The sequence below is a fragment of the Mesorhizobium sp. M1348 genome, assembly GCF_040317925.1.
In the GTDB taxonomy this organism is placed as follows: domain Bacteria; phylum Pseudomonadota; class Alphaproteobacteria; order Rhizobiales; family Rhizobiaceae; genus Mesorhizobium.
In genome coordinates this window covers 1-16,882 of sequence record NZ_JAMYLH010000054.1, presented here as the reverse complement: position 1 = coordinate 16,882, position 16,882 = coordinate 1, and the positions used below count along the sequence as shown (strand labels likewise).

The window sequence follows — 16,882 nt, the reverse complement described above, 5'->3', positions numbered from 1 at the left end:
GAACAGCATCTAAATATTATGTGGCGGAAAAATCCGGACCGGCGGGCCTAGGCTGGCACCAGGAAGGCTCCGCCACATAATCTCGCCCGACGCATAAGAACGGGTCCTTCTTCGGATGTTCCTGGATCAGCGTGGCGAGGCCATCGAGCCCCTTTCGCATGTCGGTGTGACCGAGCGCCAGGTGCACTTTCACGCCGGCCGGAACGACGATCATGACGCCTTCTCCTTCCCAGTGAGCTGCCGCTTTACCGCAGCCGGAGTACTGCCGGCCGGTGCAAACACGCGCCGTCCATCAGCCAGCTCAATCGCCACCATGCCGTCGGGCGGCTGCACCAGATAGCGCAAGGCCCCGAGCGCGGGAGCTCTTTTGCTGCGCCATCGGCAAGCACCACCGTTGTCAGTTGCGGCGCCTTGCGAGCGGTCAGGCCGAACTCGACCCGCCAGCGGAACACCATGCTGGTGGCGACGCCATGGCGGCGACAGACCTGCGCCACGGCGACGCCGGGCTTCTCCGTCTCCTGCACGATCGCCCGCTTCTGGTTGTCGCTGAAGCGGCGCCGGTTCGATCGCCCGTCGACCGCGTCCGGCGTCAAGCGGTATTTGCGTCGCGCGCAATTAGCAGCGCTGCTTGATTGGGCTCGGGCACTCAGATGAAGCAGGGATCGCCAGTCCATTTCGTCGCCGGATTATTTAGGCGATCCCGCCAGATCCGCAACGCATGCGGCGACAGGACGAGCGCCGCAGTATGTTCGGCATGCCCCATGCCGCTCCAGTTCATCACCTCGAATGCATGCTCCAGAATGCCCGCAGAGCGATTGGGCCGCTGTCCGTGCGCCTGCTGTAGCGATAGCGTGGAGGCCTTTTGAGCCGCTTCGGTGGCACGTTCTTGCGCAAACGTGCTGCCTTCTTCCGGTGCAAATTCCCTGCAGCTTTTCCGCACGTTTGCGCAGGTCATCCGCGCTCACCAGATGGCGCATCCACAGCTCGAATGTGGTGATCGAAAGATCGCCCCGGAGACAGTATTCCTGTGCAGCCTGGTTGCCGCGGTACCAGCTCGCGACGTGCGACGACCAGTAAGGACCGTTGGCCTTGGCCAGGAGCGGCGAGCCGCCATCGGAGATCCTCCACATGACGAAGGAAACCCACATGAAGCTCAATTGCACTAGCCGAGTAGGTGCAGGGACCGGGCGCTTACGGAGGGTGGATTAGGACAGCAAGATAAAGCGAGCTGGCGCTCGCCCTCGCTTCGCTCTAAGTGCTTGTCTGCACATTGTTTTTCCGGCGCGTGCCGACGCAACGCAGAAATGACGCGAGGTGCGGGGCTCACGGGCTATGGCTATGCTGTTGATCTAAAAAGTAAAACTGTCGTGCCGCAGCGATGTGCAATCGGCCATTCTACGCCACAGCAAGTCTTTGCGCGCCGTAGCACGCTCTGCGCGCCGGCCATCTTGAAGCGCAAAATCTGACTCCCGATGCTGTCGTCATGGCAGATCGTGACAGCGACAGATTCCAGGTTCGCACCGGCCGGACGCGGCATGGCGGCGCGCCGCTCAATTCGCGGACGCTGCCCTTTGTGCGTCAGGTCGAGATCGCCATCCGCAAGCAGGGCGGCAATCCCAATCGCCTCGGCGCAAGCAGCGGTGCCGGGAAGGGGAGTGGCCGCTTCAACGCCCGCGGCCGCGGCGGCAAGCTGGCAGCAGCGTTACCGAAGGATCGTGGCGGGTGGAAGCAGGACGGCAACGGCATCCGCTTTCGCGCCCGCCGCGTCGTGGTGAAGGGGCGTGTCGTCAAGCTGCCGGGACGAGGCAAGGGGAGTACGCGCGGCCAAAAGTTCGTGACGACCAGCAAGGCCGTCGATGCGCATCTGCGCTATCTCCAGCGCGACGGCGTCACCAGGGACGGCGAGAAGGGCAGGGTGTACTCTGCCGTCGACGACGAGGCCGACGGCAGAGCATTTGTCGAGCGCGGCCGCGGCGACCGGCATCAGTTCCGCTTCATCGTCGCACCGGAGGATGCCGCAGACATGGAGGACCTCCGCTCCTTCACTCGCGATCTCATGCAGCAGATGGAAACCGACCTTAACACGCGCCTCGACTGGATCGCCGTCGACCACCACAACACCGGTCATCCGCACACCCATATCCTGGTGCGCGGCGTCACCGATGACGGCAAGATCCTGAACATCGCCGGCGACTACATCGCCCACGGCATCCGCCACCGGGCAGGCGAACTGGTGGAACGGGAACTCGGGCTACAAAGCGAGCTCGAGGTCGCCCGCAAGCTGGCCAACGAAGTCGACGCCGAACGGCTGACCCGACTCGACCGCATGCTGGTCGCCGAACAGCAGGAACACGATGTTGTCGATCTGCGTCCCAAGGCCAGCGACAGCTACACCATTTCCAGCAACCGCTACCTGCTGATCGATCGGGCAAAGAGGCTGGAGCGCTTCGGCCTGGCGAGCGAGATCGAGCCCGGCCGGTGGGTCGTCTCCGACAGGACCGAAAGCACGCTGCGGGCGCTTGGCGAACGCAACGACATCATCAAGACCATGCACCGGGCGCTCGAGGAGCACGGCCTCGCCCACGAGCGGGGTGCGGCGCAATATGTCATGCACAGGCGGACAATCACCGAACCGGTCGTCGGCCGCGTGCTCGCCAAGGGTCTTGCCGGCGACGAGATGAGCGACAGGCTGTCGCTCGTCATCGATGGCATCGATGGGCGCACGCACTATGTCGAGACGGCGGATGCGGCAAAACTCGAAGACATTCAGCGCGGCCATATCCTGGCGCTCGATCCGATCCAGCCGAAGGAAGAGCCGCGTGCGGCTGACCGCAACATCAGCAGCGTAGCGAATGAGGATGGCATCTATCGGCCGAGCCAGCACCTGGAGGCTATCCGCGAGACTTTTTTGGAGCAGGGCGAGGATCCGGACGCCTTCGTCCGTTTCCATGTCCGTCGTCTCGAAGCGCTACGCCGCGCCGGCCACGTCGAACGCATCGACGAAGACCACTGGCGCATTCCAAAAGACCTGTCCGAGCGCGGCATCGCCTACGATGCCCGCGACCGCGGCAAGGACTTCTCCGTCCGCGTGCTCTCGACCCTCGATCTTGACGCGCAGGTCGGCAGCGATGGCGCCACCTGGCTCGACCAGGAGCTTACGGCCAAAAGCCCTGTGCCGCTGGTCCGGTCAGGCTTTGGTCTCGACGTCGATAACGCGCTCGACAAACGGGCTGCCCAGCTCGTCGGGATGGCCCATGCCGAACGCGACGCGGGGAGCGGGACCATTACCTTCGCGCGCGACCTTATTGCTACGCTGGAGCGCCAGGAGGTCACGCGGGTCGGCAAGGAGATGGCCGCTGCGCGTGGCCTCATCTTCACGCCCGTGCAGCCCGGTGATCATGTCGGCGGCACGCTGCTTGGCTCGGTCGGTCTTGCCAGCGGGCGCTTCGCCATGTTGGACGACGGGCTCGGGTTTCAACTGATGCCCTGGCAGCCGATGCTCGACAAGCGCATCGGCCAGCACATCAGCGGGTTCGTGCAAAGCAGCGGCGGTATCGACTGGAGCTTCGGCAGAAAGCGGGGACTGGGGCTGTGAGCGCTCATCGGCGCGGCAGTTTTGGCTCGTAACTATCGCCGGCATATTGCTGCGCCTTTCTGGCTAACGAGTACGGATCGCCGGGCTGAACTGATAGCTTTGCCGACCACAACAGATTGCATTTAATCAGGGCGCTCTGTTCTGCCTTGTACCTGGGATCCACTGCTGCTCGGGGGTCAGCAGTAAAGATCGTAACTCCCACCAGCATCGCAAGTAAAGAACGCTTCATTGTAGTCCATAAGGAGCGACAGAAGCCGAAATTGCTCTACCTTTCAAGCTTGGCATTTCGGGGGGCTAAATGGAGCAAGCCCATACGGCCCTGCTGCTGCTCATGGGTTTCGACCGACAGGGCGGCCGCGTTTCGTTGCTCGCGGTGCGTCGAGAAGCTCAAGTTGGCAGGGATGAGGAACATTCGATAGCGCCAGGGATTCCTTACTGCTCTACCGCTGGCGAGAACTATCACGAGAGTGTCGCACTTGATCGTTCAACAAAACTCGCATGTGGGCGCTTAGCCTGCAGGCATAAACGTTTTCGACAGCACCACACGCCGTCGTTGCGAAACTAGACAAACATCATAACGATGATCGCGCCGAGGACTATCAGGACAAGCCCACCGATAAGCATTGGCATTAGACTGTTGTCGGGGTCGATACCAGAATCAATCTCCTTCGTTAGCGGCTTGTCGTTCTTCTTTGATTCGGCCATGACTCATCTCCATCCGAGTAAAGCAGCAAGCCTAGAAACCACGTAATACTACGCCCCGTTGCGTGCCACCCCGGTGCGCACCGATAGTATTGGACCGCCAATGAAGTCTTCCGGCATCAGTGTGATGTCGGCCAGCGTATAGCGGTCAAGAGTGTTCTGAAAGGATGCTATCGCTTCGCCAAACATGCTTGAAAGCTTGCAAGAGCCGGTCAATATGCACTGGTTTGCAGTGGAGAAACACTCAACCAGTGCGAAATCCGGCTCGGTCAATCGCACGACATCGCCGATCCGGATCAACTCGGGCCGGCGCCCCAGAACGAGACCACCGGAACGGCCACGGATCGCCTTCAGATAGCCGCTGCGGGTCAGCGTGTTGGCGACCTTGTTGAGATGCGTCTTCGACACGGTAAAGCTACGCGCAGCTTCCTCGATCGTTATGACCCGGCCACCGGCAGAGGCCGTGTACATCAGCAGCCGCAATGCATAGTCCGAGAAAGCTGTAAGCCGCATGGATGTCTCCTTCCGTCGATCGCTGCGCGTTTGTGGAAACCCTCACAAACCAATCCTGCATCACAGGTCCTTCTCAACGATGGGTTCGATGCCGATCGTGGTCTCGCCGCGATTGAAGGCGATCGCGAGACGGAAACTGTGAGCGATGCGCAGAGCGCGCTCCATAAAAAGCGCTGCCACCTCGGGCGGGCAGATGCGGCGCACCGTTGTGCGAAACAACTGTAGCCAGCGACGGAAATGCGCCGAGCCGAGGCCGGCTATGGCCAGATGTGGTGGCAGTGGCCGGCCTTCATATCGGGACGTTCGAAGTAACGTCGCAGACCAGAAGTCGCACATCTTCGCAAGATGCTGTGGCCATCGGTCCGGCTCGATCTGATCGTGGAAAATGGGGCCGAGAAGGTCATCGCGATGAATTTCATCATAAAAACCATGCACCACGCCGCGGATCATTGTCTCGTCGAGCAGGTCCGGCAGCGGAACGCCATCGACTACGATCGTTCTCGTGCTTCGACCATCCTCGCTCATCTGCAGCTCCTGCTTTTCTCCCGTGCAAGCCGGTTCAAGCCGTTGGGTTCGCTCCTTGAGGCATCCTCTATAAAAGATAGATTGTCAATCTATGTTATTCTCCGACGGAGGGTTCGGACCAAAGGTAGGCCTGTCCGACCTGGGCATTGCTGAACTGCGTGGACATCATCACGCTAGGCCCGACCCGGGCAGTAGGCAAATTGGCGGAAATTCTCCGATGTGACCCATTTTCGAGAAAGGCCAACGCCTCATCGGATGAGCGTGCCGATCGGAGTCGCTCCCGAACCTGAGATGCCTGGAGGAGACGACAAATTTGCGAAAGGGCAGGGAGGAAGGCGGAAGTGGCAGAGCGCGGCCAGAGTACCGTGTAAATGAGATCAACAGGATCGTCGTCGGGGCCGTCGAAATCGATGGGCTTGGCCAGACGTGTCAAAGACGCGGCAGGCGAAGAGATTGTGCCAAGTAGAGCGTGAGGGATCGCGACCCCACGACCTAAGCCCGTCGAGCCGCGATACTCGCGGTCGAAAAGGCCACGAAGAACCATCTGCTCATCCAGCCCGGTCCTTCGCGCAATCCTGATCGCAATTTTTGACAGGGCTGACTGCTTTCCCTTTGTCACAAGATCAAGCGAAATGTCTTCTTCTGACAGGATGGGGCAGATCATCGGGGTCAACCTCAATGTCGATCCCAACCGGAATCGCAAAATGGGAGTGCAGCCGCACTGCTTAGGCAGGCAGAATGCACCGCGGGATAAGTGGAAATCCTGGCTACCCCCGGACGCGAAGCCAGGGCCTTCTCGCGTCCGGGCTAAAGGCCCGTTTTTAAGCGCTTCGGCTCCCGCCGGAAATCGAGGCTGAAAATATTCATGGCAATTCAGAGGTAGTGAAGGTTTTTTTCGAAATCAAGCAAACAGTGCGCACCCGAGCAGCAGAAATAATGCATTGAAATGCCAGTTAATTTCGTTTGACGAGCGAAACAGTCTGCTGCTTGCTGGGCGGGCGCGAACAGGTCGTGTCGAAAATGGAAATCGCTTTTTCAAAACGGCCTTCCAGATCTTCGGCCAGCGCGGCTTTATTTCAACAAGGAGATCCGTGATGAAGAAACTCGTCCTCGCAGTTGCCCTGACGACGGGGAGTTCGCTTTGCGCCATGGCGGCGGATGAGGTTACCAAATCTCCGCCAGCCGCGCCCTACCAGCAGGTCAGCAAGCTTGTGAAGCTGCTCGACTTCCTGCCGGGCATGGGCCAACTCTTCGTCGATCCGACGACATTGCCGGCCGGACCATTCCTTGCCTATGACCACGACGGTAAGCTTGTCAGCACGATTTATATGCTGCCGACCAAGGACCTCAATCCAGACAAGCGTTTTGACGATCTCGCTTCACCCGGAGGCAATGTCGACCATGTCGATGTCTACTACAATGCCGGCCATCCGGGAGTCGAAGAGCCGCATGTCCACGTCGTGCTGTGGCATGTCTCGGCCGCTGACGAGGCCCAGGTCGCCAAATGACACTCACGCGTCGTGAGATACTAACCGCGGGGGGGCGGCCGGGGGCCCCCCCCCCTCTCGCTCTCTTCTGTGGCAGTATGGGCCGGCGAGGCGATCCAAATCCGGATGCAAGGGCGCGACGACGGTTCGCAAGTCTGGTTCGACCCGATCGGCATTCTGATCAAGCCAGGGCAGACGGTCCGATGGACCAACCTCAATCCTGGCAATTCGCACACGACGACGGCGTACAATCCGGCAAACTTCGGGCGACCGCTTCGCATGCCCAAGACGGCAAAATCGTGGGATTCCGACTACCTCCTGCCCAAGGAAAGCTTTTCGATTACCTTCACCGAGCGGGGGGTCTACGACTATTACTGTATCCCGCATGAGCATGCTGGAATGGTCGGCCGTGTTATCGTCGGCGAACCAGAGGCACATGGCTGGGCTGAAATGGTCGGAGCAAATGGCGACCTACCGGAGGAGGCCCTAAAGGCATTCCCGACTGTCGAAGACATCATGACGAAAAGGGTCGTCCGGCGCGCTTAGATCATGCGCATGAAAGGCGCGGCCCTCCGCAACAAAAGCGACCGAAGATGCCAAACGGGGCGAGAGCTCCTTGGGTGTCGTGAGTGAGGGGACTTTCATGACAGGCTGCGTGTTTGCGTGTGAAACTCAACCATCATCTCAGGCCGGACGCGACGCGCGCACCCAAGTACCGGACGCGCCTCTCGATGCCCGAACTGCTGCCGAGCAACGCGAGCGTGCAACGCACCGGCTTGCCGCCTTGGGCGAGATGACTGGCGGCATTGCCCATGACTTCAGAAACCTCCTGGCAGTAATAGAATCCGGGCTCGGGCTCGCTGAGCGAAGAGCCGACGAGCCCGAAAGGGTTCGTGCCTACATTGCGGCAGCGCGGGAAGGAATCGATCGAGGGATCGAGCTAACGTCACAGCTATTGACCTTCGCGAAGCATCAGGAACTCGATATCCACGCTGGCAATTTGAATGAGTTCCTCACGTCTTTCGAGCCTTTCCTGAGGTATGGCGCGGGAGCCGATGTCCGCGTCAGGCTGGAGCTTGGTTCCGGTGTCCCAGACTGTTTGATCGATCACGCACTTTTCGACAGCACAGTGCTTAATCTCGTCATGAACGCACGAGATGCGATGCCAAGTGGCGGGGAGATCCGCGTCATCACCGAACGATTGGTGCAGACAACCGCGACACCTGACCCGCCCGGCCCTGGAACCTACGCATGCGTTCGCGTCAAAGACCACGGTTGCGGCATGGCTCCTGAAGTCTTGCGGAAGGTGTTTGATCCATTCTTCACGACGAAGGGTGAGAAGGGTACCGGGATAGGGATGCCACAAGTGCAGGCACTGACCCAGATGGTTGGTGGTCGGATCCGGATAAAGAGCGAACGAGGGATTGGAACAACGGTCGACCTTCTGTTCCCGTCAGTCCCGTCGGACATTTAGACGTCCCACGAGAACTCTCACAATTTGATGTCGCCGCTTGCGACGGAATGCAATCCCGTCAGCGCTGGACCAACTACGCTCTCGTCCGCACTTGCCGATTGCACCGCATAGACCGGATAGGAGAACTGCGGCATCTCAGGCACAAGATGCAGCCGGCCGGCTTCTATGTGAGGCTGCACAGAACTCATCCTGAAATATCCGGAGCCGCCGGTCGCTAGAACATAGTTCAGTGCGAGCGGACCGAGATCGAAAGAAAGATCCGGCGCAGCGCTTGGGAAATTCATCCCGTGGTGAAGCCCAAAATCCGGCCCCCAATCCATGTAAACATAGTCGGATTCGTCCAGGAGGCGTGCTTCGGAATTGGTAGTCACGAGAACAAGTTTTTCTTCCAGAAGCAGATCGATCTTCAAACCCGGTCTGTGCGGGGGCGCGTACATGATGGCTAAGTCGACCATTCCCGACGCGACCTGATTGATCAAATCCTGCGGCACATCAACGTGCACTCGAAGCGCAATATCCTGAAGCGAGCCGCGCATCCATCGGACCCAATCAAGCAGCAGAGGTTGCGCAAGGCTGACTTCGCTGCCCACCGTCAGAACAGCCCGGCGTCCCGGCGGCACGGCAACCTGGTGAAGTGTACGTTGCCATAGTTGGATGAACATCGGGGCGTGGCGCAGAAATTGCTCGCCGGCCGGGGTCAGCGAAGCTCCGCCTTTGTGGCGGACAAAAAGGGCCCGGCCCAGTTGATGCTCGAGGTTGCGGATTCGTGCGCTTACCGTCGTCTGCGCAACATTCAAGCGCTCGGAGGCCCGAATGAAACTGCCGGTCGATACGATCTCGATAAAGGTGCGGGCGAGTTCGATGTCCATCACGGATATAGCATAAAATTTGCATTTAAATGTCAATCAATTTCGTTTGCCACATAGTTAGTATGAGTATTACCTCGAAGAATTCCACCAAGCCTAGCGCTGGATGCTGCGCAGCGCCGGTTGGAGCGGGCGCAAGCTCTCTCCATCCTGACCCATCGTTTTGCCAGCAGCGTCACAGGAGAAATCATGTCGGCGAAAGACAAGAACCAAGAAGACGTGGGGCGTCGCGACTTTCTGAAGCTCTTCGGTGCGGCAGGCGCGGCGGCGAGTACCCTGCCGCTGGGTGGGTCCGCATCGGCGACCGAAATGATGGCCGCGGCGACCGGACAGCCGCATCATCACACAAGCGACGCCTCGAAATCCGATGCAGGCGGCTCGGCTTATGAATTCTTCAATGTCGACGAGTCCGCCTTCATCGAGGCCGCGGTCGACACACTGATTCCGAGCGATTCAACAGGCCCTGGCGCCAAGGAACTCGGCGTTGCGATCTACATCGATAGACAAATGGCCGGCGGGTACGGCAAGGGCGACCGGCTGTATCTGGAAGGGCCATTTGGGGAAGGTACGCGCGAGCAAGGTTATCAATTGCCGATGACGCCATCGGAACTGATCCGGGCCGGCATCGCCGACGTCAGCGCCTAAGTGCAGAAAAACCACAAGAACACCTTCGAGGGCCTTTCGGCAAAAGATCGCGCCGCGGTGATGGCCGATCTCGACACCAAGAAGATCGATCTTCCAACAGTGCCGACCGCCACCTTCTTCGGGCTTCTGCTTCAGGTCACGATCGAGGGTTATTTCGCTGACCCGATATATGGCGGAAACAAGGACAGGGCGGCCTGGAAGATGATCGGTTTCCCAGGCGCCGACGCCATGTACATGGACAAGATAGAACCATTTCGGAACAAGGCCTATGCGGCTGAACCGAAGGGAATTCAGGATCTCGTTTAATCGACGAAAGAAGACGAAGGAGACTGTAGCATGGCTACCAAACTCAACGCAGTCGATGTCCTGATTGTCGGTCTTGGCTGGACGGGCGGCATCATTGCCAAGGAGCTTGCATCGACCAAGCTGAAAATCGTCGCTCTAGAAAGGGGAGGCCCGCGTGACACCAATCCGGACTTCATCGACCCGCAGATCCATGACGAACTGCGCTACGCCGCCCGACACGACCTCATGCAGAACGTGCGGCGGGAAACCATCACCTTCCGCAATGGTGAAGCGCAAACGGCGCTGCCGATGCGCCAGCTCGGCTCGTTCCTGCCCGGCCAGGGCGTTGGCGGCGCCGGCGTGCACTGGAACGGCGTCACCTGGCGCTGGCTCGAATGGGATCATCAGGCGCGCGCCCGCACGATCGAAAAATACGGCGAAAAGATCATCCCTTCAGATATGCAGCTGCAGGACTGGCCGATCACCTATGATGATCTCGAGCCCTATTACGACAAGTTCGAAAAGACCTGCGGCACCTCCGGCAAGGCCGGCAACATCAACGGTCGGAAGATCGACGGCGGCAACATCTTCGAGGGATCGCGAAAGGACGAGTACCCCAATCCGCCGATGATTGCGGCGCAAAGCATGCTGATGTTCGAGAAAGCGGCCCGCAATCTTGGCTATCACCCTTTCCCCAATCCTTCCTCAAACGCGTCGCGGGACTATGTCAATCCCGATGGCGTGGCCTTCGGCCAGTGTCACTATTGTGGCTTCTGCGAGCGCTTCGGCTGCGAGGCGAATGCCAAGGCGAGCCCGCATTTCACCGTCATTCCGCTGGCGCTGGAGAACCCCAATTTCGAGTTGCGCACCAACTCGATCGTGCTGAAGGTCAATCTCGACTCGACCCGCAAGAAGGCAGTCAGCGTCACCTATCTCGACGCACGAGGGCGGGAGTTCGAACAGCCTGCCGACCTCATCATCCTGTCGGCCTATGCGCTCGGCAACGTCAACCTGCTGCTGCAATCGGGCATTGGCGTGCCTTATGATCCGGCAACGGGCAAGGGCGTGGTCGGCCGCAACTATGCCTATCAGTGCGGTGGCGGGGCTACCGCCTTCTTCGACAAAGAAACCATCCTGAATCGCTTCATGGGGGCCGGCGCGCTCGGCACCTGCATGGATGATTTCAACGGCGACAACTACGATTTCGAGAAGGCCGGCTACATCGGTGGCGGCGGCATCAGCTGCAGCAACTCGGGCGCCAGGCCGATCCAGTCGCATCCCACGCCGCGGGGCACGCCGCGCTGGGGCTCCGACTGGAAGGAGGCAGTGGTCGACAATTATGACCACGCGGCCAGCATTGGCAACCAAGGCGCGGTAATGGCGTACCGGCAGAACTATTTGAGCCTCGATCCGACCTACACCGACGTTTTCGGACGTCCGCTGATGAGGATGACGTTCGATTTCCAGGACAACGAGGTAAAGCAGATGAACGCTCAGGCCGACATCTGCGTGACGATCGCCAAGGAGATGGGTGCGACCAAGGTCGATCGGAGCATTCCCCCGGTGCCTTATTCGATCGTGCCTTACCAGAGCACACACAACACAGGCGGGGCAGTCTTCGGAGCCGACCCGAGCACCAGTGTTCTGAACAAATACCTTCAGGTCTGGGATGTCCCGAACGTGTTCGTCACCGGCGCTTGCGTGTTTCCCCAGAACGCGGGGAAGAACCCGACCGGACCCGTAGGCGCTCTTGCCTACTGGGCGGTGGATGCGATCAAGAACCAGTATCTGAAGAGTCCCGGCCCACTTGTTCCCTCCTGAGGCGACATCAATCGGATGCGGATCCGGCGGTTTGGATCCGGATCCGGGACTCCAGGGATGTTTCGTACCATATTGCCCCGGCCAGTTCGGCCAGAACCAACCCGTGCTCGTTGAAAGCAGCAAACATGAAATGGACCATGCCTGGATTGGCAACCGCGATTCTCACTGCAGTCGGTTCGGCCCATGCGCAGGACACATCTTCCGGCAATGCCGAAGCCGGCGCCGTCGTCTTCAAGAGATGCATGGCCTGCCACAAGGTCGGCCTTGAGGCAAAGAACGGAGTGGGCCCGGCCTTGAATGGCGTCGTCGGCCGAACGGCCGGTGAGTATCCCGATTACAGCTATTCCTCGGCGAACAAGAATTCGGGTCTGACCTGGGATGAACCGACGCTGACGACCTATCTCAGGGCGCCGCGCAAACTGGTGCCCGGCACAAAGATGGCGTTTGCCGGTCTCAGCAAGGACCAGGAGATCGCCGACGTCATCGCCTATCTGAAACAGTTCAACGCTCGGGGCCAGAAGGTCGGCCCCTGACCAGACGGGAAGCTGTCCCTGGGCAAAGTGCAACCTTGATGAAATTTCTCCTGCACAAGGGTCTGGGGGATTCCACGATCAAACAGATCGGCAGCTACCTGCGTAGCCGCGGCGCCGGCCATCACTGGATCGAGCGATATCGCGGCGACATCTTCGTATTCGTGTCGGATGCGGTCGACGAAGAAATCCTGAGGAGCAAATACGCCAGCCTTCTCGATGCCGTCAACGACACAGACATGGACGGGACAGGATCTCGATGAGCGAAGAAATCTTCAACGAGAGAGTAAGATTGAAGAGGGCATATGAGAGGCCTGCTGCCGGCGATGGCAAGCGCGTATTGATTGACCGGCTTTGGCCGCGTGGGGTCAAGAAGACCGAAGCGGCCATCGACCATTGGGTGAAGGACCTCGCGCCAAGCACCGAGCTTCGGAAATGGTTCGGACACGATCCAGCCCGCTGGTCGGAATTCCGCCGGCGGTATGCGGCGGAAATCCAGGAGCATCGCGGTGAGCTTGACCGGCTGCGCGAGATGATACGGGAGGGCACCGTCACACTCGTCTACTCGGCTCATGACGAGACCCACAACGATGCCGTCGTCCTTAGAGAGCTTTTGCTGAGACAGCGATGAAGACGCCGCATCGCTCCTCCGTTGCCAAAGACGTAGGCGTGCGGTCTCGACAGCGACAACAAACCCGTCTCCCGGAACCAAACCAAGGAAAATTCATCCAATCATCGATGGGCGGGCTCAGTTGAGGAGAAAGACAATGAAATTCTTTGTCGATACCGCCGATATATCTGAAATTCGAGAGCTTGCTGCCGCTGGAATTCTCGACGGGGTAACCACAAACCCGTCCCTTATCGCAAAGACTGGCCGACCGATCAGAGATGTGATCCAGGAGATTGGCCAGACGATCGAGGGCCCGGTTTCAGCGGAAGTCACGGCCATCGACTTTGACGGTATGGTCGCCGAGGGACAGCGCTTGGCCGGCATTGCGACCAATGTGGCTGTCAAGGTGCCGTCCACCTGGGATGGATTCAGGGCTTGCCGGGCGCTCAGTCAGCTCGGACACAAGGTCAATGTCACCCTGTGCTTTTCGGCCAACCAGGCACTGCTCGCGGCAAAGGCAGGCGCGACCTTCATTTCACCATTCGTCGGCAGACTTGACGATCTCGGTCTGGATGGCATGGAGGTGATCCGAGAAATCCGCACGATCTATGACAACGATCAAGCGTTCACGACTGAAATCCTGGCGTCCTCTATTCGCACGCCTCTGCATGTCAAACTGGCGGCAATGGCGGGCGCCGATATCGCAACCGTACCGCCCGCAGTACTCAGAAACCTCGCCAAACACCCGCTCACCGACAAGGGCCTCGAGTCCTTTCTTGCCGACTGGGAGAAGGCGGGGCAAACGATCCTGTAATTGCCCGGGCGAGGGCATGCAGAGAGCTATCATAAAACTTGCACTCAATTGCAGATTAAATTCGTTTGCATGATGTCGGGAATGGCGGGAAATTGAGCCGTGGGGCGCGAGTTTCGCTCTAGTCGGGCGAAAGCGAAATCGAGAATTCGAAGACGCGCTGGCTTTGTGCGCTGAGAGGCTGATGTGCCTGTCGCCGCTCCCCTGGATGCGATTTTCTCGAAATCGCCAAGGAGAAGAAAATGGCTGTGCACCCTACCGAGGTAATCGGACCAGACCTGGTCCAGGGCATCGCGTTCGCCGATCTTCCCGACGGTGGAAAGCTGGTCGGCCATTGCGGCAATGAGCAGGTGCTGCTGGTGCGCCGCGGGGCCGAGATCTTCGCCGTCGGGGCGACTTGCACGCATTACGGCGGGCCGCTCGTCGACGGCCTTGTGGTGGAAGACTCCGTCCGGTGTCCGTGGCATCACGCGTGCTTTGATTTGCGTACAGGCGAAGCCTTGCGAACGCCTGCCTTCAGGCCACTCGCGTGCTGGTTGGTGGAACAACGCGATGATCGGATATTCGTGGGCGAGAAGCGCAAGCGGACGGCCCCCAAGCCGCGCGTTGAAGGCTCCGACCCCGTTCCGGAGAAGATCGTCATCGTCGGCGGCGGCGCAGCCGGTTTCTCGGCGGCCGAAATGTTGCGGCGCGAACACTATCAAGGCAGCATCGTCATGCTCAGCAATGATGAAGCACCGCCGGTTGATCGGCCCAATTTTTCCAAGGACTACCTCGCCGGCAAGGCACCGGAGGACTGGATTCCGTTGCGTGGCGAAAGCTTCTACTCAAAGAATAATATCGACCTGCGTCTTAATGCGAATGTCGCTCGGATCGACGTACGTTCTCGCGAGGTTGTGCTCGCGGACGGGACCTCGACTCCTTACGACAAGCTGCTTCTTGCGACTGGGGCCGAACCGGTTCGCTTGACCCTACCCGGGGCAGACCAGCCGCATGTCTATGCACTGCGCTCGTTCGCAGATTGCAAGGCGATCATTGAGCGAGCCACCACGGCGCATATCGCTGTCGTGATTGGTGCCAGTTTCATTGGGCTGGAAGTAGCTGCGGCCCTGCGCTCGCGCAAAATCGAAGTTCATGTCGTGGCGCCGGATGAGCGGCCCATGGAGCGGGTCCTGGGTCCGCAAATGGGTGACTTCATCCGCACTATCCATGAGGAGAACGGGGTTGTTTTCCATCTTCAGGACACGGCGAGCAGCATCGATGGCAGAAAGGTGAAGCTCAGCAGCGGTGGCACGTTAGCAGCCGACTTTGTCGTCGCCGGCATAGGCGTGCGACCGCGGATCGGCCTCGCGGAAAAGGCCGGGCTCATCCTTGACCGCGGGGTGCTCGTGAACGCCTTTCTGGAGACGAGCGCACCAGACATATTCGCCGCCGGCGACATTGCGCGGTGGCCAGATCCTCATAGTGGCGAGAACATTCGGGTCGAGCACTGGGTGGTTGCAGAGAGGCAGGGGCAAGCTGCCGCGCTCAACATGCTCGGCCATCGTGAGAAATTCGAGGCCGTGCCGTTCTTCTGGAGCCAGCATTACGATGTTCCCATCAACTATGTCGGTCACGCCGAGCGGTGGGACGAGATCGCGGTAGACGGCGATATTGCCGCCAAAGATTGCCTGCTCCGCTTCAAACGAGAAGGGCGCACGCTGGCTGTCGCCTCAATCTTCCGCGACGTTGAAAGTCTGCAGGCCGAGCTGGAAATGGAGCGCCAAATGGCAAGCTAGCTTCGACTTCCGAAAAGCGGAAGTCAGAGTCAGAATGGCGAAGCGGAATGTGGTTGTGACTGAAAGGAGTTCGACTATGTCCACAGAGCAGCAGGAACTAGGTGTCACCCGTGGCTTGGACACGGTTGCGCCCGCCCAGCGTTATTCAAAGATCGTGAAATTCGTCGACGAGGTCGCCAAGCAGGCGGCTAACGATGCACCGACCCTGGTTGAAATCTTCTCGGACAGCGGCCGCTGGTATTGCCGTGTTCGTCGCGGCGATGAAAAGACCCGGCCAATGGGTCCATACACCAAACAACAGGCTCAGCGGATCCAGGAAGCTCGGAGAATGTTGCTCGCCAAAAGAGGTGCCGCTCGCATCATGTTCGAGTAGGAGAAGGAACCCTTGCAATCGTACCGGCCGGCGGACTCCTGCCACAATGATCGTCATGAGTTTTCGAACAATGCAGAGCAGGCCTCCGGCGTCTAGCCGAGCCGGAGGCAAGGACGTCTCAGGCTGGATAGATATTCCGGCATCGTCAACAGACCAGACGGACCTTGTGAGAGAAATTCTCGAGCTTCTCTAGCTTGCGCGTATGCAAGTGTGGTTATGCCCTGACCGCGTCAAATTATAAGATGCGATGTAAAGGGCCGTTGCCGTTCTCCGAGGAAAGATAGGAGCGCGAACGCTTAGCGTGCAGGGTTGGGGTTGCTCATCCTCTATTGATTTTGTACCAAGTAACGATCGACAAACCTGGGATCTGATTATGGACGACTACGATAACCAGAAAGGCGCTGAGCCTGAGGACGTGCGCGCCGCATTGAAGGGGTGGGCATGGTTTGGTGTTCTAATGAGCATTGTCTTTGGTGTCGCCTACGTCCTGATTGAGATGTAGTGGCCCACGAAGCAGCTAGCCCTTGCGGACTGCCCGAGAAGATCGGCAACGTCATTGGCGCGTTTGCAGTGACTTGGGCTGTGCTCGGTGCTGGTATATTTAGGCTGCGGACTAAAAAAGCGAAGTGACGATCTGATGACCGCCAAAGCCATGCTCGACAAGAAGGCGCCGCTGGCACTTTCATCGGTATAACGGGCTTTGGCGCCAGCGGCCCGGCGGAGAAACTCTAAAAACTTTTCAATATGCCGCAAAGCCGGTACGACATATTGACCGGCGGTCTGTATGCCCATTTCAGGAACACCGGCTCGATGATTCCCAGCACGCTCCAAGCACCCGACTTCCCGGCAAACGTTCGCGACCTCGAA

Annotated in this window: 21 protein-coding genes and 1 pseudogene; 13 read left to right on the top strand and 9 right to left on the bottom strand. The window is 59.3% G+C overall.

Annotated features, from left to right (window positions below):
- Window positions 1-16 precede the first annotated feature (16 nt).
- Genes tnpB through NKH13_RS34600 form a run of 3 tightly spaced genes read right to left on the bottom strand, consistent with a single transcriptional unit; the run spans window position 17 to window position 955 of the window.
- On the bottom strand, window positions 17-214 hold the full coding sequence (tnpB, locus tag NKH13_RS34610; protein ID WP_352917302.1) for an IS66 family insertion sequence element accessory protein TnpB: 198 nt from the start codon (window positions 212-214) through the stop codon (window positions 17-19).
- 31 nt (window positions 215-245) lie between these two features.
- Window positions 246-593 (bottom strand): transposase, encoded by a 348-nt coding sequence (locus NKH13_RS34605; RefSeq protein ID WP_352917300.1) that lies wholly within the window; start codon window positions 591-593, stop codon window positions 246-248.
- A gap of 53 nt (window positions 594-646) precedes the next feature.
- Window positions 647-955, bottom strand: a complete 309-nt coding sequence (locus tag NKH13_RS34600) for a hypothetical protein (protein WP_352917298.1) — start codon at window positions 953-955, stop codon at window positions 647-649.
- Window positions 956-1,483: 528 nt separating this feature from the next.
- Here NKH13_RS34600 and NKH13_RS34595 point away from each other — a divergent pair.
- Window positions 1,484-3,595, top strand: coding sequence for a DUF3363 domain-containing protein (locus NKH13_RS34595; protein WP_352917296.1), 2,112 nt, complete (start codon window positions 1,484-1,486; stop codon window positions 3,593-3,595).
- Between the two features lie 561 nt (window positions 3,596-4,156).
- On the opposite strand, the gene NKH13_RS34590 is transcribed toward NKH13_RS34595, so the two are convergent.
- From NKH13_RS34590 to NKH13_RS34575, 4 genes are all read right to left on the bottom strand, one after another.
- Window positions 4,157-4,300 carry a hypothetical protein gene (locus tag NKH13_RS34590; RefSeq protein ID WP_352670032.1) on the bottom strand — a complete coding sequence of 48 codons (144 nt, stop codon included), beginning with the start codon at window positions 4,298-4,300 and terminating at the stop codon, window positions 4,157-4,159.
- Between the two features lie 48 nt (window positions 4,301-4,348).
- Window positions 4,349-4,810 carry an RrF2 family transcriptional regulator gene (locus tag NKH13_RS34585; protein ID WP_352711699.1) on the bottom strand — a complete coding sequence of 154 codons (462 nt, stop codon included), beginning with the start codon at window positions 4,808-4,810 and terminating at the stop codon, window positions 4,349-4,351.
- A gap of 60 nt (window positions 4,811-4,870) precedes the next feature.
- Window positions 4,871-5,335 carry a group III truncated hemoglobin gene (locus NKH13_RS34580; RefSeq protein ID WP_352917294.1) on the bottom strand — a complete coding sequence of 155 codons (465 nt, stop codon included), beginning with the start codon at window positions 5,333-5,335 and terminating at the stop codon, window positions 4,871-4,873.
- Between the two features lie 94 nt (window positions 5,336-5,429).
- The gene (locus NKH13_RS34575; protein ID WP_352917304.1) at window positions 5,430-5,999 is read right to left on the bottom strand and encodes a PTS sugar transporter subunit IIA; all 570 of its coding nucleotides are present in this window, start codon (window positions 5,997-5,999) and stop codon (window positions 5,430-5,432) included.
- A gap of 430 nt (window positions 6,000-6,429) precedes the next feature.
- Here NKH13_RS34575 and NKH13_RS34570 point away from each other — a divergent pair, with 430 nt between their 5' ends.
- The 3 genes from NKH13_RS34570 to NKH13_RS34560 all read left to right on the top strand — a co-directional run bounded on the left by NKH13_RS34570 (window position 6,430) and on the right by NKH13_RS34560 (window position 8,296).
- Entirely contained in the window at window positions 6,430-6,843 is a 414-nt protein-coding gene (locus NKH13_RS34570; RefSeq protein WP_352917292.1) for a DUF5602 domain-containing protein, read from the top strand.
- A 105-nt stretch (window positions 6,844-6,948) separates the two neighbouring features.
- Window positions 6,949-7,368 carry a plastocyanin/azurin family copper-binding protein gene (locus NKH13_RS34565; RefSeq protein ID WP_352849662.1) on the top strand — a complete coding sequence of 140 codons (420 nt, stop codon included), beginning with the start codon at window positions 6,949-6,951 and terminating at the stop codon, window positions 7,366-7,368.
- A gap of 97 nt (window positions 7,369-7,465) precedes the next feature.
- Window positions 7,466-8,296 carry a two-component system sensor histidine kinase NtrB gene (locus tag NKH13_RS34560; RefSeq protein WP_352917290.1) on the top strand — a complete coding sequence of 277 codons (831 nt, stop codon included), beginning with the start codon at window positions 7,466-7,468 and terminating at the stop codon, window positions 8,294-8,296.
- A 17-nt stretch (window positions 8,297-8,313) separates the two neighbouring features.
- Here the strand turns inward: NKH13_RS34560 and NKH13_RS34555 are convergent, their stop codons facing one another.
- A complete protein-coding gene (locus NKH13_RS34555) occupies window positions 8,314-9,165 on the bottom strand; it encodes a LysR family transcriptional regulator (RefSeq protein WP_352917289.1) in 852 nt (283 codons plus the stop codon).
- 186 nt (window positions 9,166-9,351) lie between these two features.
- On the opposite strand from NKH13_RS34555, the pseudogene NKH13_RS34550 reads away from it, so the two are divergent.
- The 9 genes and pseudogenes from NKH13_RS34550 to NKH13_RS34510 all read left to right on the top strand — a co-directional run bounded on the left by NKH13_RS34550 (window position 9,352) and on the right by NKH13_RS34510 (window position 16,517).
- Window positions 9,352-10,113 (top strand): annotated as a pseudogene (locus tag NKH13_RS34550) (gluconate 2-dehydrogenase subunit 3 family protein).
- 30 nt (window positions 10,114-10,143) lie between these two features.
- Complete coding sequence (locus NKH13_RS34545) at window positions 10,144-11,913, top strand: GMC family oxidoreductase (protein ID WP_352917287.1); 1,770 nt, start codon at window positions 10,144-10,146, stop codon at window positions 11,911-11,913.
- A gap of 137 nt (window positions 11,914-12,050) precedes the next feature.
- A complete protein-coding gene (locus tag NKH13_RS34540; protein WP_352917285.1) occupies window positions 12,051-12,446 on the top strand; it encodes a c-type cytochrome in 396 nt (131 codons plus the stop codon).
- Window positions 12,447-12,484: 38 nt separating this feature from the next.
- Entirely contained in the window at window positions 12,485-12,706 is a 222-nt protein-coding gene (locus NKH13_RS34535) for a hypothetical protein (RefSeq protein ID WP_352917283.1), read from the top strand.
- Window positions 12,703-13,074, top strand: coding sequence for a DUF488 domain-containing protein (locus NKH13_RS34530; protein WP_352566350.1), 372 nt, complete (start codon window positions 12,703-12,705; stop codon window positions 13,072-13,074). Before NKH13_RS34535 ends, NKH13_RS34530 begins: the two co-directional genes overlap by 4 nt.
- 136 nt (window positions 13,075-13,210) lie before the next feature.
- Window positions 13,211-13,867 (top strand): fructose-6-phosphate aldolase, encoded by a 657-nt coding sequence (gene fsa, locus NKH13_RS34525; RefSeq protein ID WP_352566352.1) that lies wholly within the window; start codon window positions 13,211-13,213, stop codon window positions 13,865-13,867.
- A 239-nt stretch (window positions 13,868-14,106) separates the two neighbouring features.
- The gene (locus NKH13_RS34520) at window positions 14,107-15,642 is read left to right on the top strand and encodes an FAD-dependent oxidoreductase (protein WP_352917280.1); all 1,536 of its coding nucleotides are present in this window, start codon (window positions 14,107-14,109) and stop codon (window positions 15,640-15,642) included.
- Window positions 15,643-15,718: 76 nt separating this feature from the next.
- Window positions 15,719-16,015, top strand: a complete 297-nt coding sequence (locus NKH13_RS34515; protein WP_352668574.1) for a hypothetical protein — start codon at window positions 15,719-15,721, stop codon at window positions 16,013-16,015.
- Window positions 16,016-16,388: 373 nt separating this feature from the next.
- Window positions 16,389-16,517 (top strand): hypothetical protein, encoded by a 129-nt coding sequence (locus NKH13_RS34510; RefSeq protein ID WP_352566357.1) that lies wholly within the window; start codon window positions 16,389-16,391, stop codon window positions 16,515-16,517.
- Here NKH13_RS34510 and NKH13_RS34505 read toward each other — a convergent pair.
- Window positions 16,496-16,882 (bottom strand): hypothetical protein (locus tag NKH13_RS34505; protein WP_352917278.1); only part of this gene is annotated, 387 nt, incomplete at its 5' end. The two genes, NKH13_RS34510 and NKH13_RS34505, sit on opposite strands and share 22 nt — an antisense overlap.

Coding starts and splice junctions, on each gene's coding strand:
- NKH13_RS34510 (WP_352566357.1), top strand. CDS start 16,389: ATGGACGACTACGATAACCAGAAAGGCGCTGAGCCTGAGGACGTGCGC.
- tnpB (WP_352917302.1), bottom strand. CDS start 214: ATGATCGTCGTTCCGGCCGGCGTGAAAGTGCACCTGGCGCTCGGTCAC.
- NKH13_RS34580 (WP_352917294.1), bottom strand. CDS start 5,335: ATGAGCGAGGATGGTCGAAGCACGAGAACGATCGTAGTCGATGGCGTT.
- NKH13_RS34600 (WP_352917298.1), bottom strand. CDS start 955: ATGACCTGCGCAAACGTGCGGAAAAGCTGCAGGGAATTTGCACCGGAA.
- NKH13_RS34535 (WP_352917283.1), top strand. CDS start 12,485: ATGAAATTTCTCCTGCACAAGGGTCTGGGGGATTCCACGATCAAACAG.
- NKH13_RS34515 (WP_352668574.1), top strand. CDS start 15,719: ATGTCCACAGAGCAGCAGGAACTAGGTGTCACCCGTGGCTTGGACACG.
- NKH13_RS34560 (WP_352917290.1), top strand. CDS start 7,466: ATGACAGGCTGCGTGTTTGCGTGTGAAACTCAACCATCATCTCAGGCC.
- NKH13_RS34545 (WP_352917287.1), top strand. CDS start 10,144: ATGGCTACCAAACTCAACGCAGTCGATGTCCTGATTGTCGGTCTTGGC.
- NKH13_RS34530 (WP_352566350.1), top strand. CDS start 12,703: ATGAGCGAAGAAATCTTCAACGAGAGAGTAAGATTGAAGAGGGCATAT.
- fsa (WP_352566352.1), top strand. CDS start 13,211: ATGAAATTCTTTGTCGATACCGCCGATATATCTGAAATTCGAGAGCTT.
- NKH13_RS34555 (WP_352917289.1), bottom strand. CDS start 9,165: ATGGACATCGAACTCGCCCGCACCTTTATCGAGATCGTATCGACCGGC.
- NKH13_RS34540 (WP_352917285.1), top strand. CDS start 12,051: ATGCCTGGATTGGCAACCGCGATTCTCACTGCAGTCGGTTCGGCCCAT.
- NKH13_RS34575 (WP_352917304.1), bottom strand. CDS start 5,999: ATGATCTGCCCCATCCTGTCAGAAGAAGACATTTCGCTTGATCTTGTG.
- NKH13_RS34590 (WP_352670032.1), bottom strand. CDS start 4,300: ATGGCCGAATCAAAGAAGAACGACAAGCCGCTAACGAAGGAGATTGAT.
- NKH13_RS34570 (WP_352917292.1), top strand. CDS start 6,430: ATGAAGAAACTCGTCCTCGCAGTTGCCCTGACGACGGGGAGTTCGCTT.
- NKH13_RS34585 (WP_352711699.1), bottom strand. CDS start 4,810: ATGCGGCTTACAGCTTTCTCGGACTATGCATTGCGGCTGCTGATGTAC.
- NKH13_RS34595 (WP_352917296.1), top strand. CDS start 1,484: ATGGCAGATCGTGACAGCGACAGATTCCAGGTTCGCACCGGCCGGACG.
- NKH13_RS34520 (WP_352917280.1), top strand. CDS start 14,107: ATGGCTGTGCACCCTACCGAGGTAATCGGACCAGACCTGGTCCAGGGC.
- NKH13_RS34565 (WP_352849662.1), top strand. CDS start 6,949: ATGCAAGGGCGCGACGACGGTTCGCAAGTCTGGTTCGACCCGATCGGC.